Source organism: Sphingomonas sp. GW821-FHT10F09 (assembly GCF_058809195.1).
Window position 1 is genome coordinate 885578 of the sequence record NZ_JBXASI010000001.1, and the last position, 15693, is coordinate 901270.

Annotated in this window: 12 protein-coding genes; 11 read left to right on the top strand and 1 reads right to left on the bottom strand. The window is 67.2% G+C overall.

Going from position 1 to position 15693, the window contains the following annotated elements:
* The first annotated feature begins 11 nt into the window (after positions 1-11).
* The 7 genes from AC1RTO_RS04240 (at position 12) to AC1RTO_RS04270 (ending at position 9484) form a co-directional block, all read left to right on the top strand.
* A complete protein-coding gene (locus tag AC1RTO_RS04240; RefSeq protein ID WP_493159650.1) occupies positions 12-2168 on the top strand; it encodes a PQQ-dependent dehydrogenase, methanol/ethanol family in 2157 nt (718 codons plus the stop codon).
* 272 nt (positions 2169-2440) lie between these two features.
* The gene (locus AC1RTO_RS04245) at positions 2441-2836 is read left to right on the top strand and encodes a BLUF domain-containing protein (protein ID WP_493159651.1); all 396 of its coding nucleotides are present in this window, start codon (positions 2441-2443) and stop codon (positions 2834-2836) included.
* A gap of 125 nt (positions 2837-2961) precedes the next feature.
* A complete protein-coding gene (locus tag AC1RTO_RS04250; RefSeq protein WP_493159652.1) occupies positions 2962-4512 on the top strand; it encodes a sensor histidine kinase in 1551 nt (516 codons plus the stop codon).
* An 11-nt stretch (positions 4513-4523) separates the two neighbouring features.
* Complete coding sequence (locus AC1RTO_RS04255) at positions 4524-4886, top strand: response regulator (RefSeq protein WP_493159653.1); 363 nt, start codon at positions 4524-4526, stop codon at positions 4884-4886.
* Positions 4887-5189: 303 nt separating this feature from the next.
* Positions 5190-7019 carry a DUF885 domain-containing protein gene (locus AC1RTO_RS04260; RefSeq protein ID WP_493159654.1) on the top strand — a complete coding sequence of 610 codons (1830 nt, stop codon included), beginning with the start codon at positions 5190-5192 and terminating at the stop codon, positions 7017-7019.
* A 309-nt stretch (positions 7020-7328) separates the two neighbouring features.
* Entirely contained in the window at positions 7329-8603 is a 1275-nt protein-coding gene (locus AC1RTO_RS04265; protein WP_493159655.1) for a PQQ-dependent sugar dehydrogenase, read from the top strand.
* Entirely contained in the window at positions 8600-9484 is an 885-nt protein-coding gene (locus AC1RTO_RS04270; RefSeq protein WP_493159656.1) for a hypothetical protein, read from the top strand. The genes AC1RTO_RS04265 and AC1RTO_RS04270 overlap by 4 nt, the downstream gene beginning before the upstream one ends.
* A 107-nt stretch (positions 9485-9591) precedes the next feature.
* On the opposite strand, the gene AC1RTO_RS04275 is transcribed toward AC1RTO_RS04270, so the two are convergent.
* Positions 9592-10473 (bottom strand): LysR family transcriptional regulator, encoded by an 882-nt coding sequence (locus tag AC1RTO_RS04275; RefSeq protein WP_493159657.1) that lies wholly within the window; start codon positions 10471-10473, stop codon positions 9592-9594.
* A gap of 91 nt (positions 10474-10564) precedes the next feature.
* Here AC1RTO_RS04275 and AC1RTO_RS04280 point away from each other — a divergent pair, with 91 nt between their 5' ends.
* From AC1RTO_RS04280 to AC1RTO_RS04295, 4 genes are read left to right on the top strand one after another with little or no spacing between them, the layout of a single operon-like run.
* A complete protein-coding gene (locus AC1RTO_RS04280; protein ID WP_493159658.1) occupies positions 10565-11734 on the top strand; it encodes an isovaleryl-CoA dehydrogenase in 1170 nt (389 codons plus the stop codon).
* A gap of 6 nt (positions 11735-11740) precedes the next feature.
* Complete coding sequence (locus tag AC1RTO_RS04285) at positions 11741-13336, top strand: carboxyl transferase domain-containing protein (RefSeq protein ID WP_493159659.1); 1596 nt, start codon at positions 11741-11743, stop codon at positions 13334-13336.
* Between the two features lie 5 nt (positions 13337-13341).
* Entirely contained in the window at positions 13342-15195 is a 1854-nt protein-coding gene (locus AC1RTO_RS04290; protein WP_493159660.1) for an acetyl/propionyl/methylcrotonyl-CoA carboxylase subunit alpha, read from the top strand.
* Positions 15195-15647 (top strand): MaoC family dehydratase, encoded by a 453-nt coding sequence (locus AC1RTO_RS04295; RefSeq protein ID WP_493159661.1) that lies wholly within the window; start codon positions 15195-15197, stop codon positions 15645-15647. Before AC1RTO_RS04290 ends, AC1RTO_RS04295 begins: the two co-directional genes overlap by 1 nt.
* Positions 15648-15693: the final 46 nt, after the last annotated feature.

Consider the following 15693-nt stretch of genomic DNA (forward strand, 5'->3'; position numbering starts at 1 on the left):
AAGGAGACGGGATGCGGATTCGGCGGGAAGCGCTCGGGCTGGTGTTGCTGGCCGGCTGCACGGTATCTCAGGACAAGGCGACGGGACCAACGGCAACCGGCGTCGGCAAGATCGACGGCGCGTTTCTGACGACCGGCGGCAACGGCAGCGACTGGGCGGCGACCGGGTATAATTACCAGGAGCAGCGCTTCAGCCCGCTGACCCAGATCAACGCCTCGAACGTCGGCAAGCTCGGCCTCGCCTGGTTCGCCGACCTTCCCGATGCGCGCGGGCAGGAGGCGACACCGATCATCATCGACGGCACGCTGTTCGTGACCGGACCGTGGTCGAAGGTGTTCGCCTATGACGCGGTGACGGGCAAGCCGCTGTGGACCTACGATCCCGGCGTCGACAAGGCGAAGGCCGTCGATGCATGCTGCGACGTCGTCAATCGCGGCGTCGCGGCGTGGAAGGGCAGATTGTATGTGGGCACGCTCGACGGCCGGCTGATCGCGCTCGACGCCCGTACCGGCAAGCCCGCCTGGTCGGTCCAGACCACCGATAATGCGAAGCCCTACACGATCACCGGCGCACCGCGCGTCGTGAAGGACATGGTCCTGATCGGCAATGGCGGCGCGGAGTTCGGCGTGCGCGGCTATATCACCGCCTATGACGCCGCGACCGGCGCGAAGAAATGGCGGTTCTACACCGTCCCGAACGCAACCGGGGCGGCGGATGGCGAGGCGTCCGACGCCGTCCTGAAGGCGAAGGCGGGATCGACATGGTCGGCCGGCGGGCAGTGGAAGCAGTCGGGCGGCGGCGGTACGGTGTGGGATGCGATCGTCTACGATGCCGAACTCGACCAGCTCTATATCGGGGTCGGTAACGGCAATCCGTGGAACCACGGCCTGCGCAGCGAAGGCAAGGGCGACAATCTGTTTCTGTCCTCGGTGGTCGCACTGAATCCGGCGACCGGCAAGTATCTCTGGCACTATCAGGAGACGCCCGCGGAAAGCTGGGACTTCACCGCGACGCAGCCGATCATCCTCGCGACGATCCCGATCGGCGGCGCACCGCGCAAGGTGCTGATGCAGGCACCCAAGAACGGCTTCTTCTTCGTTGTCGACCGCACCAACGGCAAACCGATCGCCGCGAATAAATTTATCAAGTCGGTGAACTGGGCGGATCGCTATGGACCCGACGGGCGTCCGGTCGAGACGGCGGCGGCGCGCTATTACCGGACGCAGAAGCCGTTCGTCGGCGTGCCGTCCGCGCTCGCCGCGCATAACTGGCAGCCGATGAGCTTCAGCCCGAAAACCGGGCTCGTCTACATCCCGGCGCAAGAGGTCGGGCTGGCGTATATCCCGCCGCTGACGCCGCAGGATGCCGCGCGCCAGCCGCTGGGGTTCAACGTCGGACTGAATTTCTCCGAAGGCATGTTGCCGCATGATCCCAAAGTCATTGCGGGGGCAACCAAGGCGACCGTCGGTGCGCTGGTGGCGTTCGATCCCGTCGCGGGGAAGGAACGCTGGCGGGTCGATTATCCGGTGCCGTGGAATGGCGGTACGATGGCCACGGCGGGCAATCTGGTCTTCCAGGGCACCGCGCTCGGCGAATTCCGGGCCTATGCCGCCGATACCGGCAAGCCGATGTTCGCCTATCCGGTGCAATCGGGCATCATGGCGGGGGCGAGCAGCTTCGCGGTGAACGGCGTGCAATATGTCGCGGTGACAACCGGGCGGGGCGGGTCGTTCCCGCTGGCGGCCGGCTATGCGGGCGGTGCCGCGCGGACCGTCCCGAACATCCCGCGCGTGCTGGTGTTCAAGCTCGGCGGCACGGCCAGGCTGCCGGCGCTGCCGGCGACCGCACCGGTCGAGTTCACACCGCCGCCACCCGCCGGAACACCGCAGCAGATTGCCGAGGGCAAGGCGCTGTTCGCGCGCAACTGTCAGGTTTGCCACGGCGGCAATGCGGCGGGCGGCGGGGTGACGCCCGACCTGCAACGTGCGGCCACGCTGGCCAATGCGGAGGCGTGGAAATCGGTGCTGATCGACGGCGTGCTGAAGGATCAGGGCATGGTCAGCTTCGCTCGCGTGATGACGCCGGAACAGGCGGAATCGGTGCGCTACTACGTCATCGGCGAGGCGAACTGGGCGAAGGCCAATCTGCCCGACGCAGCGAAGAGGTGACCGGCGGGCCGCCGGGAGGCGTCCGCGTCGTCGCGTCTGGCGCGATCGGCCCGGTGCCGCTGGCGGCGATGGGCTTTGCGGATTTCAGTTGAGATGTCGTTCGGACCGGCCGGCAGGGCGCCTCCGGTCCCAGCGCCGAGGGTCCTATCCCGGCAAGGGGGCGTCGTTACATCACCCCCGACCTCAGGAGCACGGCGGATCGCGACCTGATGCGCGTCGGAGCCCGATGTCATCTCCATGGGGCCAATTTTCATGCCGTCCGTTTCACCCGCATGTTCCGCCGCGTCATCTACACCAGCCGCTCTCTAATCGGAGCTGACCCGGGCGCGCTCGATGCGATCGTATCGACGTCGATCAGGCGCAATGCCGAAGCCGACGTCACCGGCATGATGTGGGCGGACGTCGAGAATTTCGCGCAGGTGATCGAGGGTGGCGCGGAGGTGGTTGCCCGGACCATGGATCGCATTCGCGCCGATCGCAGGCACACCGACATCGTCATGGTGCTGGATCGAGCCGTGTCGTCGCGGCAGTTCGGAAGCTGGTCGATGCGACGTGCCGGTCACGACGATGACAGCGCATCGGGCACCAGCTTCATGGTCGGCTTTGCGCTGGGCGAAGGGACGCCGGCCGCCAGACGCCTCTACGATATCGTTCTCGCGAACGGCTAAGCCTTTCAACGGCTTGACACCGTTCAGCGAAGTACGGCTTACCCTCAACCATGGCCGCCGGGGGGCGGGCGCACGAAAGCGAGACACAGGTGGGCAGCGAGCAGGACGCAAGGCGAGCGAGGGCTGTGGCAGGGCTTGTCGTGCTCGATACCCCAGAGGAGCAGGCGTTCGACGACATCGTCTTCATCGCCTCGCAGACGTGCGGCGCCCCGATCGCCCTTATCAGCCTGCTCGATACCGACCGTCAGTGGTTCAAGGCGAGGGTCGGCCTCGACGTGACCGAGACGCCGATCGACCAGTCGGTGTGCCGCGTCGATATCGACGATGCCGGTTTGCTCGAGATCGTCGATCTGACGCAGGACGAGCGTACCAGCGTCAATCCGCTGGTGACCGGCGCGCGAGCGTTCCGCTATTACGCCGGTGCCCCCTTGAAGCTGCGGTCCGGCGATGTCGTCGGCCGGCTCTGCGTCATCGATACCGAGGCTCGACCCGGCGGCCTGAGTGAAACCCAGAGAACCCTGCTGGGCGCGCTTGCACGCCAAGCGAGCGACCATCTGGAGCTGCGGCGGATCGCGTGTGCGAGTGAACGGCTGGCCGAACTGCAGACCGCCCTGGTCGAGATCGGCGAGTGTATCCGCAACAGCGCTGACGTCGCGATGATGACCCATCGGACTTCGGCCGTCATCGGACGGGCCCTCAAGGTCGATCGGGCCGGCTTCGGCTTCGTCGATGACAAGGTCTTCAGCGTCGAAATCGAGCAGGACTGGACCGCTCCCGGCGTCGACAGCATCGCCGGCCGGCATCGCTTCGAAGACTATGGCACCATTCGCGATCACCTTGCCAAGGGTGAACCCCTGGTCATCGAGGACGTGGCGACCGACTGGCGAACCGCGGACGATCCTTCTGCCATGCAAAACGTCGGGATCGGGGCGCTGGTCAACATGCCGGTGCGTCAGAACGGACGCACGATCGCGGTGCTGATTACCCATTCAGCCGTACGCCGCGTCTGGCTGCCGGAGGAAATGACCTTCCTGCGCAGCGTCGCCGATCGCCTGGAGGCGGGCGTGTCGCGCATCCGCGGCGCGCAGCAGCAGGATATGCTCAACGACGAGATCTCTCACCGGCTCAAGAACATGCTGTCGATGGTGCAGGCGATCGCCAGCCAGACCCTGCGGGACATCCCCGATCGCAGGCCGGTCGAGACGTTCGAGCAGCGGCTGGTCGCGCTCAGCGCGGCGCATGACGTGCTGCTCCAGCAAAGCTGGTCGAATGCCGATCTTCGCGCCGTCGCGGAAGCGGTGATCGACACCGTCGGATTTGGCGATCGCGTCAGCCTCGATGGTCCGGCCGTGGCACTCGGTCCGCGCGCGGCGCTCTCCTTCTCGCTGGTCATGCACGAGCTGATGACGAATGCGTGCAAATATGGCGCGCTGTGCCGGGGTGACGGTCGTGTGGCGGTGACCTGGTCGATCGACGCTGCCGACGACGAGGAGACGCTGTTCCTTCGCTGGCGCGAGCAGGGCGGTCCACCTGTCGTCACGCCATTGCGTCGGGGCTTCGGCTCCAAGCTGATCCGGCTGGGCCTGGTCGGAACGGGCGGGGTCGATCTTCGCTACGAACCTTCCGGGTTCGAGGCCGACCTGCGCGCGTCGATACGCCATCTGGCCGAAGCCTGAGCAGGACGTTGATGATACCCAAGCCTGTCGTGCTGGTCGTGGAGGACGAACCTCTCCTCCGGCTGTTTGCCACCGATATGATCGAGGATGCCGGATTCGAGGTGATCGACGTCGCGAACGCGGCCGAGGCGATCCTCGTGTTGCAGAGCCGGTTCGACGTCCGGATCGTCTTTACCGACGTCGATATGCCCGGTGGCATCGACGGCATCACGCTCGGTGCCTGCATCCGCGACCGCTGGCCACCGATCGAGATCATCATCACGTCGGGAAAACCCTGGCCGATCGGTGTCCGGGCCCCGGAAAGGTCTGTCTTCTTCTCCAAACCCTACCGGCAGGACAGGGTGATCGAGACGATCCGGCGTATGGCGGCGTGACGGCCTGCGTCCCGTCAGACCTGCGCAAGCCGTCGCCGAGGTCGTGATTGCGATCACCGCAACGGTCTGCCGATCTCGGGAGTGACTGAAACGGCGCAATGCCGTGCTCATTCTCTCGTGTCGGCACCGGGCATGTACGAACAACTGAGATCGGGGAAGCGAGCAGGCTGGCCCGGGCGTCCGCAATCGGCTCGCGTTGCAAACCATCAGGCAAACGTGGTGATTGATGTATGTCGACGCGTTAGCGCTTCACCCCCGTGCGCCACGACATTAGACACGATCGACAATTATCGGGGGATCACAATGCGCAAACTGCCCTGGCTCACAGCCGCCGCTCTCGTGATCGCCGTACCCGCCGGCCTTGCCGCACAGGCGCCAGCCGTCGCGCCAGCGCCGGCCGAGGATGCCCGGCTCTATGCGTTTCTGGACAAGGAGTTCGCCGAAGAGCTCCGCGATCGTCCGCAACTCGCCACGCAGCTCGGCATGAAGGACGGGCAGGACCGGCTGGACGACAACAGCGACGCCGCCGTGCTGCGCCGCCTCGAAGCGCGCCGGGCCAGCGTCGCGCGGATGAAGGCGGCGTTCGACCGGGCGAAGCTCTCGCCCGATGCCCAGGTCAATTACGACATCTGGGCGCTCGAACTCGACCGCGCCGAACTCGGCTATCGCTTCCGGCTGCAGACCCCGCCCTTTTATTCCTTCCTCTATTCGGCGCATGCCCAGCTGCCGAACTTCCTCATCAATACCCATACCGTGCAGGACGCGGAGGGCATGCGCGCCTATGCCGCGCGGGTGCGGGCGATCCCGGCGGTGCTGGACACCGCGATCCAGCAGAGCCGGGCGTCCGATGCCGCCGGCGTCCGCGCGCCGAAGTTCCAGGTCGAGCGCGTCATCAGCGGCAGCCGCGCGGTCATAACCGGCGCGCCGTTCGACAATGGTCCCGCGTCGCCATTATGGGCCGATGCGCAGGCCAAGGTCGCCAGGCTGCAGGCGGCAGGAAAGGTCGATGCGGCGACGGCGGCGACGCTGCTCGCCGATACGCGTGCGGCACTGCTGACGATCAAGCCGGCCTATGACCGCGTGATCGTCTGGGCGCAGGCGGACTTGCCGACCGCGCCGAGCGGCCGCGTCGGCGCGCTGACGCTGCCCGATGGCGCTGCCTGGTATGCGGCCGCGTTGAAGCTCAACACCACCACGGACCTCACCGCCGCCCAGATCCACAAGATCGGCCTGGCCGAGGTGAAGCGGATCGAAGGGGAGCAGGACGCGCTCGCCCGTACCGCCGGATTGAAGGACCGCGAGGCTTTCTATGCGGAGATTGCGCGCCGTTTCCCGGTGGTGCCGTGGACCGACGACCTGCGCGCGACATATCTGAAGGCCGCCAACGCCGCGCTCGCCTTCAACCGCACGTTGCTGCCGAAGTATTTCGGCAAGCTGCCGGTCCATTCGATGGAGGTCGTCCGCGAGCCCGCGTTCAGCGAAGTGGCCGGCGGCGCGGCCCATGCCGCAGGACCAAGCCGCGACGGCGCGCGACCGGGTCGCGTCTACGTTCACCTGCTCGGCACCACCGATGCGACGCCGCCATCGGCGCTACGCGACCTGATGTGCCACGAGGGGGTGCCCGGTCACGTGATGCAGGGCGATATCCAGGTCGGTCAAAGCGGCGGTCCGAAGTTCCGCCAGAGCACACGCTATGTCGCGTTCGGCGAGGGCTGGGGGCTGTATGCCGAGGCGCTGTGCAAGGAGATGGGCGCCTTCCCGGAACCGTCGGACGATTTCATGCGACTCGATGCGGAACTGTTCCGCGCCGCCCGACTGGTGGTCGATACCGGCATCCATGCCGAGGGGTGGACCGAGCAAAAGGCGATCGACTATCTCGTCAAGACCGGCCGCGCCGCACCCGATCAGGGCCGGTCGGAGGTGCGCCGCTACATCACCCTGCCGGGACAGGCGACGGGCTACAAGATCGGCATGCTCAAGATCGTCGAGCTGCGGCGCAAGGCGGAACGCGAACTCGGGCCAAAGTTCGACATCCGCAGCTTTCACGACCTGCTGATCGGCTCGGGCTCCCTGCCACTGCCGATCCTGGAGCGCCAGGTCGATGGCTGGATCGCATCGCGTCGCCGTATGTGACGAACGCGCGGCGATTGTTTGGGCGATGGCCGGTTCCGCTGTTCGACTGACCGCACCCGGACCGGTGAAGCCGGGCAAACGTCTGGCGTCGGAGGCGGGATGCGGCAGGCGAATGTCGGTTTCGGTTTGATGGCGTCCCGCAACCATGTCTTCGGGCAGCCCGCGCACCGGATCCGGCCACCGCAGTGATGTCCCGCGTGAAGCCGGCATTCGCGCGCTCGACTGTGTTTGTTACGTTTTATGTCGACGCGATGGCAATGGACATATGTCCGGTCCGGATAGTTCCGGGCTTACCAAGCCGGAGCTGTCATGACCAAGTCGACCTTTGCCCAACTCCTTCTCGTATCGACCTTTTTTGCGGGAGCGGCGCAGGCCCAGACCGCGTCGAACGTGGTCGGGCTTGCGCCCCAGCCCGAACCCTATGCGACGGAATCGGTGGTCCGCCACCCGCGCACGATCGGCTGGCCTGCCGGGCGCAAGCCGGTCGCCCCGCGCGGCTACGAAGTGACGCGATTTGCCGGAAACCTCGACTATCCGCGGCAGGCGTTGCTCCTGCCCAACGGCGACGTGCTGGTGTCCGAGGCCCGCACCAAGCCGAAGCTGGACGCCGATCCCGAGGTGCAGCGCGGTCAGGCGCTGTCGAAGACGACCGGCTTCAGTGCGAACCGCCTGACGTTGCTGCGCGACGCGAACCGCGACGGCATCGCCGAGCAGCGCTTCGTCCTGCGTGAAGGGCTCAATCAGCCGTTCGGCATGCAATATGCCGATGGCCGGCTTTATGTCGCCAACACGGACGGGGTGGTGAGTTTCCCTTACCAGCCCGGGCAGACGAAGATCACCGCCGCACCCAGGCCGCTCGTCACGCTGCCGGCAGGGGGCTACAACAATCACTGGACGCGCAATCTGCTGCTGAGCCCCGATGGACGCACGCTCTACGTCTCGGTCGGCTCGGCGTCGAACGTCGGCGAACATGGCATGGCGGAGGAAAAACGCCGTGCCGCGATCCTCGCGGTGGATATCGCGACCGGGCGCGAGCGGATCTATGCATCGGGCCTGCGCAACCCGGTCGGGATGGCATGGGCGCCGACCGGCGGCACACTGTGGACCGCGGTCAACGAACGCGATGAGATCGGCGACGATATTTCGCCCGACTACCTCGTCGGCGTGCGCGAGGGCGGCTTCTACGGCTGGCCCTACAGCTATTACGGCAAGCAGGATCCGCGACATGCCAACGAGCGGCGCGACCTGCTCGCGACCACGCTGATGCCCGATGTCGCAGTGGGGGCGCATGCCGCCGCGCTCGGCCTCGCGTTCGCCAAGGGCATGAATGGGCAGACCGCCTATGTCGCGCGGCACGGGTCGTGGAATCGCTCCAGCTTCAGCGGCTATGACGTTCTCGCGGTACCGTTTGCCGAGGGGCGGCCGACGGGGGAGCCGCAGCCGTTTCTGACCGGCTTCGTCGCCGATGCGAAGAAGAGCGAGGTCTATGGCCGCCCGGTCAGCGTCCAGACCCGTGAGGACGGCGCCGTGTTCGTCGTCGACGATGCGGGCGATACCGTCTGGCTGGTCCGCCGCACGTCGTGATCCGCCGCTACACTGCCGTGATACCGGTCGCCGCGATGCTGCTCGTCGCGGCGCCGGCCGCGGCGCAGTCGATTCCCTTTGCCGATACCGAGGACGCGACGCTGTCCGAGATCGATATCGCGGACCGACAGGCCGATTGGCATCCCGTCCTCTCGTTCGACCTGCGCAACGGCGACTATGCCCGTGGCTCGCTGGACGACGATGACGCCTCGCTCGGCCGCTTGCCCGTCCATGTCGCATTCGGCGGTGTCGTTATCGTCCACCGCGGGGCCGACGGTAGCGGCAGGCTGTTCGTGATCGGACAGAGTTCGAACGGCTTCCACGCGCCTTCGGCTGAGGAACGGACACGCCCGCGCGTCTGGTATGAGAGCAACAATCTGGTCGGTGTCGCCTGGCGTCCGGCCGACGGGCTCACCACGGCGGTGACCTATACGATCAAGACCAGTCCGAACGGCATCGCCCCGACGACCCATGAGGCGAGCCTGACCGGCCTCTACACCGCAGAGACGCCTTTGGGACGGCTGAAACCGCGTATGGCGGTGACGCGGCGCACGCAGGGGGAGGGAGGAATCTACACGATCGCAGGTATCGCGCCGTCCTTCGACCTGACGCAACGCGAGAACGGCATGACGCTGAGCCTCCCGGTTACCGTGGGGATCGGCTGGAATGGCTTTTACGCGGCCGGCAGCGGGGATCGGTTGTTCGGCAACGGCGGGATCACGCTATCACAGCCACTGCGTATCGCAGGCGCACTGGCAACCGTGCAGGCCGAATTGCTGGCCCTGATCCGTGACGAGCGGCTGCGCCGGCTTGACGGTCCGGACGGCACCACGGCGCCAGTGGTGCCTTATGCGACGCTTTCGCTGGCGCTGGCGTGGTGAGCGAATGACGGTCGGATCGCACTTGGGCGTTCGGTGATCGTCGGCTCAGATGACGTGGCCGGTTTTGCCGGATGGTCTGCGGTGCGCCGGGAGCGACGCCCGTCAGCTTACCCGTCGTGATCCGGCCCGAGCGTCCTGACCAGTGCGGCGATCGTCCGACTGCGTGGCAATGCGTCGTGGTCGACATGGGCGGCGTAGACGAGGCCGATGTCGCGAGTGAAGTCGAAGCCGTCCAGCCGGACCCGGGCGATGCCCGCATCCCGGAAGCTGTCGGGCATCACCGTGAGGCCGAGGCCGGCGCGCACATAGCCGAGCGCCTTGTCGTCGCTGGTCGTGCGGGCGGGAAAGAACGGCCGGATCCCCTGTGCGGTGAAGAAGCGGCTCGTTTCGGGCAGCAGTTCGCAGTGGCGGCGCACGATCATGGGATCGTTGGCAAGCTCCTCGGCGCCTACGCTCTTGCGGGCGGCGAGCGGGTGAGAGGTGCCGAGGGCGAGCGAATATCCCTCGGTCAGGAGGTGGTGCCCCCCACCGGCGCCGTCGCCGTCGCGCAGGATGGTCAGCGCCACGTCGATGCGGCCCCGGGCAAGCCGGCTGCGCAGATCCTGCTCCTTGCCCTCGACGATCTCGATGCGGTCGCCATCGGGAGCGGCGCGCTGGACCGCCAGAAACGCCTCGATCCACCGGCGCGGTGTCGTCGCCAGCACGCCGAGACGAACCGTGGTGAGCGATACCGAGCCCACCACCTCGCGCTCCGCCGTCGCGAACCCGGTCTCGATCATCCTGGCGTGCGACACCAGCCGGCTGCCGGCATCGGTCAGTTCCACGCGGCGGTTCGTGCGGTTGAACAGGGTCTTGCCGAGCGACGCCTCGAGCTTGGCGATACCGACCGACAGGGTGGGCTGGGAAACGTTGCAGGCGGTCGCCGCGCGCGAGAAATTGCCGCTGTCCACCACGGCCAGAAAATAGCGCAGATGGTAGCGATCGATCATAGACGATCTCTATGCCGTTCATCCGTTTATTTCAATTTTGCACCGGTCGCGCGCTGATCTACGATCGCGACAACGATAATCGGAGAGAGATATGGCGGACCTGGATTATGGTCTCGGCGAGATGGCGGACACGATCCGTGAATCGACGCGACGGTTCGCGCTGGAGCGGATCGCGCCGATCGCCGCCCGCGTCGACGCCGACGACCGCTTCCCGCGCGAACTCTGGCCTGAGATGGGGGCGCTCGGCCTGCACGGCATCACGGTGGAGGAGGCGGACGGTGGCCTCGGGCTCGGTTATCTCGAGCATCTGGTCGCGGTCGAGGAGGTCAGCCGCTGCTCGGCGTCGGTCGGGCTCAGCTATGGCGCGCATTCCAACCTGTGCGTCAACCAGATCCGGCGGTGGGCATCGCCCGAACAGAAGGCGAAATACCTCCCCGGGCTGATCTCCGGCGAACATGTCGGCAGCCTCGCGATGTCGGAGGCAGGCGCGGGGTCGGACGTCGTCTCGATGAAGCTGCGCGCGGACAAGGTCGACGGCGGCTATCGCCTCAACGGCACCAAATTCTGGATCACCAACGCCGCATATGCCGACACGCTGGTGGTCTATGCCAAGACGATCCCCGATGGCGGGTCGAAGGGGATCACCGCCTTCCTGATCGAAAAGGGCATGCCGGGTTTCTCGATCGGGCAGAAGATCGACAAGGTCGGCATGCGCGGGTCGCCGACTGCGGAGCTGGTCTTCGACGATTGCTTCGTTGCCGACGAACAGGTCATGGGGCCGCTGAACGGCGGCGTGAAGGTGCTGATGTCGGGACTCGACTATGAGCGGGTCGTGCTGTCGGGCATCCAGCTGGGCATCATGCAGGCCTGTCTCGACGTGGTTCTACCCTATGTGCGGGAACGCAGGCAGTTCGGCCGCCCGATCGGCGACTTCCAGCTGATGCAGGCGAAGGTCGCGGACATGTACGTCGCGCTCAACGCATCGCGGGCCTATGTCTATGCGGTGGCGAGGGCCTGCGATGCGGGACAGACCACCCGTTTCGACGCCGCGGGCTGCATCCTGCTCGCGTCCGAGAATGCGGTGAAGGTCGCGGGCGAGGCGATCCAGGCGCTGGGCGGCGCGGGCTATACCAGGGACTGGCCGGTCGAGCGCTATTGGCGCGACGCCAAGCTGCTCGACATCGGCGCCGGCACCAACGAGGTACGCCGCATGCTGATCGGCCGCGAGCTGATTGCCCATGACGCACCGCGCGCGCAGTAGGCCGGCATGACCACGCTACGCTCGCTGGCCGACACCGGGTCGGAGGCCTTCACCGCCAACGCCGCGCGCAATCGTGCGCTGGTCGAGACGCTGCGCGAGATGACCGCCCGGACCGCGCTCGGCGGTTCGGAGCAGCATCGCGCCCGCCATGTCGCCCGCGGCAAGCTGCTGCCCCGCGACCGGGTCGAACGGCTGCTCGATCCCGGCTCGCCGTTCCTCGAGGTCGGGGCGCTGGCCGCGAACGGCATGTATGACGACGGCGCGCCGGGCGCGGGGATGATCTGCGGCATCGGGCGCGTTTCAGGCCGCGAGTGCATGATCGTCGCCAACGACCCGACGGTAAAGGGCGGTGCCTATTATCCGATGACGGTGAAGAAGCATCTGCGCGCGCAGGAGATTGCGCAAGCGAACCGGCTGCCGTGCATCTATCTGGTCGACAGCGGCGGCGCCAATTTGCCGCATCAGGCGGAGGTGTTTCCGGATCGCGATCACTTCGGCCGGATCTTCTTCAACCAGGCGCAGATGTCGGCGGAGGGCATTCCACAGATCGCCTGCGTGATGGGCAGCTGCACTGCGGGCGGCGCCTATGTGCCCGCGATGTCGGACGAAAGCGTGATCGTGCGCGATCAGGGCACCATCTTCCTCGCCGGCCCGCCGCTGGTGAAGGCGGCGACGGGCGAGGTCATCTCCGCCGAGGAACTGGGCGGGGCCGAGACGCATGGGCGCCGGTCGGGCGTGGTCGATCACGTCGCGGAGAATGACGAGCATGCGCTGCTGATCGTCCGCGACATCGTCGCGACGCTCAACCGGCCGAAAGCGGTCGATATCGAGATCGCGACGCCGCGCCCGCCCACGCTCGACCCGCAGGAGCTGTACGGCATCGTGCCGCAGGACGTCCGCGCGCCATATGATGTCCGCGAAGTGATCGGACGTATCGTCGATGGCTCCGAGTTCCACGAGTTCAAGGCGCTCTACGGTACGACGTTGGTCTGCGGCTTCGCGCGCATCTGGGGCATGCCCGTCGCGATCCTCGCCAACAACGGCGTGCTCTTCTCGGAATCCGCGCTGAAGGGCGCGCACTTCATCGAGCTGGCGTGCCAGCGGCGGGTGCCGCTGCTGTTCCTCCAGAACATCTCCGGCTTCATGGTCGGCGGCAAATATGAGGCGGAGGGGATCGCCAAGCACGGCGCCAAGCTGGTGACCGCGGTCGCCACCGCTTCGGTGCCCAAGATCACCGTGCTGATCGGCGGCAGTTTCGGCGCCGGCAATTACGGCATGTGCGGCCGCGCCTATTCCCCGCGCTTCCTGTTCACCTGGCCCAACGCGCGCATCAGCGTGATGGGCGGCGAGCAGGCCGCAAGCGTGCTCGCGACCGTGCACCGCGACGCCGAGACGTGGACGCCGGAGCAGGCGGAGGCGTTCAAGGCACCGGTCCGCCGGAAATACGAGGACGAGGGCAATCCCTACTACGCCACCGCCCGGCTGTGGGACGATGGCGTCATCGATCCCGCGCAGACCCGCGACGTGCTGGGCCTCGCCTTCTCCGCCACGCTGAACGCGCCCATTCCCGAGCGCGCGCAGTTCGGCCTGTTCCGGATGTGACGGCGATGATCGAGAGCCTCCTCATTGCCAACCGCGGCGAGATCGCACGCCGCATCATCCGCACGGCGAAGGCGCTCGGCGTCCGCACCATCGCGGTCCATTCCGACGTCGACGCGGACATGCCCTTCGTGCGCGAGGCCGACGCCGCCGTCTGCATCGGCACGGCGCCCGCGAGCGACAGCTATCTGCGGCAGGACCGGTTGCTCGCCGCCGCGCGCGATACCGGCGCGGCGGCGATCCATCCCGGCTACGGCTTCCTGTCAGAAAATGCCGAATTCGCCGAAGCGGTGATCGCCGCCGGCCTCGTCTGGGTCGGTGCGCCGCCCGCCAGCATCCGCGCGATGGGACTGAAGGATGCCGCCAAGGAACGGATGATCGCGGCGGGCGTGCCGGTGACGCCCGGCTATCTCGGCGCCGACCAGAGCCCCGAGCGGCTCCGCGCGGAAGCGGATGCGATCGGCTATCCCGTCCTCATCAAGGCGGTGGCGGGCGGCGGCGGCAAGGGGATGCGCAAGGTCGATGCCGCCGGCGACTTCGCCGACCTGCTCGAAAGCTGCCGGCGTGAGGCCGCCGCCTCGTTCGGCAACACGCAGGTGCTGATCGAGAAGTATATCCTCTCGCCCCGCCACATCGAGGTGCAGGTGTTCGGCGACACGCACGGGCAGGTCGTCCACCTGTTCGAGCGCGACTGTTCGCTGCAGCGCCGTCACCAGAAGGTGATCGAGGAGGCGCCCGCGCCCGGCATGGACGAGGACACGCGTGCGGCGGTCTGCGATGCGGCCGTGCGCGCGGCGAAAGCGGTCGATTACGTCGGCGCCGGCACGATCGAGTTCATCGCCGACGGATTGGAGGGCCTGCGCGCCGACCGCATCTGGTTCATGGAGATGAACACCCGGCTTCAGGTCGAGCATCCGGTAACCGAGGCGATCACCGGGCAGGATCTGGTCGAATGGCAGCTACGCGTCGCCTCCGGCGAGCCGCTGCCGAAGCGTCAGGACGCCTTGTCGATCACCGGCTGGGCGATGGAAGCACGGCTGTACGCCGAGAATCCGGGTAACGGCTTCCTGCCGTCGACCGGCCCGCTCGACCGGCTGCGCTTTCCGCCCGGCGTACGGATCGACAGCGGCGTCGAGGAGGGTGGGGCGGTCACGCCTTATTACGATCCGATGATCGCCAAGCTGATCGTCCACGGCGCGACGCGGCGCGATGCCGCGGCAAGGCTCGCGGCAGCAGCGCGCGGCACGCAGGTGTGGCCGGTGCGCACCAACGCCGCCTTTCTGGCGCGTGCCGCAGCGCATCCCGACTTCGTCGCGGGCCGGGTGGATACCGGTTTCATCGAACGCCATGCCGATCGATTGATCCCGCCGGCGGAGCCGTCGCCCGCCGTTCTCGCCGCGGCGGCCATGGCGATCCTGCCGCCGCCGAGCGCCGATCCGTGGGGCAGCCTGCGCGGGTTCCGCAGCAACGCGGCGCCCTCGCTGACCGTCGAGGTGGAGGTCGCGGGCAAGCCCTATCTGGTCACCCCCGGCGTCGACGCCGCCGCATCCACCGCCGATGGCGTGCTGTTCCTCGACGGCGAGGCATGGCCGTTCGGTCCCCGTCGCGCGGATCACGTCGGCGGGGCGGGCGAGGGCGATGGCGCGGTGCTGTCGCCGATGCCGGGTCGCGTCATCGCCGTGCTCGTCGAGGCGGGGCAGACGGTGGCGAGGGGCGAGCGGATGCTCGTCCTCGAGGCGATGAAGATGGAACAGGCGCTGCTGGCGCCGTTCGACGGAATCGTCGCCGAGCTGCGGGTCGCAGAGGGCGCGCAGGTGCCCGAAGGCACGTTGCTGGTCCGCATCGACAAGGGAGAGGGGTGATGGCGGGCCGGTTCTTCGACGCATGGACGGTCGGCGATCGGATCGTCCACGACATCCGGCGGACCGTGACCGAAACGGACAATCTGCTGTTCACGACGATGACCCACAATCCGCAGCCGCTGCACCTCGACGCCGAGGCGGCGAAGGCGAGCGAATTCGGCCAGATCATCGTGAACGGCACCTTCACCTTCGCGCTGATGGTCGGTTTGTCGGTCGGCGATACGACGCTGGGGACGCTGGTCGCCAATCTCGGCTACGACCAGCTGGTCATGCCCAAACCCGTCTTTCTCGGCGACACGTTGCGGGCCGAGACGGAGGTCCATGCGCTGAAGGACAGCAGGTCGCGGCCGGACGCCGGCATCGTCACCTTCGCGCATCGGATGCTGAACCAGCGCGACGAGATCGTCTGCCGGTGCCTGCGCACCGCCTTGCTCAAGAGGTCGGGCGGATAGGTTCGCGCGTCCGCCGCCTCGGGCGGTTGCGTTGACAGGATTCAAT

Excerpts from the sequence above, each read along its gene's own strand:
- AC1RTO_RS04255 (WP_493159653.1), top strand. The coding sequence starts at position 4,524 with ATGATACCCAAGCCTGTCGTGCTGGTCGTGGAGGACGAACCTCTCCTC.
- AC1RTO_RS04280 (WP_493159658.1), top strand. The coding sequence starts at position 10,565 with ATGGCGGACCTGGATTATGGTCTCGGCGAGATGGCGGACACGATCCGT.
- AC1RTO_RS04265 (WP_493159655.1), top strand. The coding sequence starts at position 7,329 with ATGACCAAGTCGACCTTTGCCCAACTCCTTCTCGTATCGACCTTTTTT.
- AC1RTO_RS04245 (WP_493159651.1), top strand. The coding sequence starts at position 2,441 with ATGTTCCGCCGCGTCATCTACACCAGCCGCTCTCTAATCGGAGCTGAC.
- AC1RTO_RS04275 (WP_493159657.1), bottom strand. The coding sequence starts at position 10,473 with ATGATCGATCGCTACCATCTGCGCTATTTTCTGGCCGTGGTGGACAGC.
- AC1RTO_RS04240 (WP_493159650.1), top strand. The coding sequence starts at position 12 with ATGCGGATTCGGCGGGAAGCGCTCGGGCTGGTGTTGCTGGCCGGCTGC.
- AC1RTO_RS04285 (WP_493159659.1), top strand. The coding sequence starts at position 11,741 with ATGACCACGCTACGCTCGCTGGCCGACACCGGGTCGGAGGCCTTCACC.
- AC1RTO_RS04295 (WP_493159661.1), top strand. The coding sequence starts at position 15,195 with ATGGCGGGCCGGTTCTTCGACGCATGGACGGTCGGCGATCGGATCGTC.
- AC1RTO_RS04260 (WP_493159654.1), top strand. The coding sequence starts at position 5,190 with ATGCGCAAACTGCCCTGGCTCACAGCCGCCGCTCTCGTGATCGCCGTA.
- AC1RTO_RS04290 (WP_493159660.1), top strand. The coding sequence starts at position 13,342 with ATGATCGAGAGCCTCCTCATTGCCAACCGCGGCGAGATCGCACGCCGC.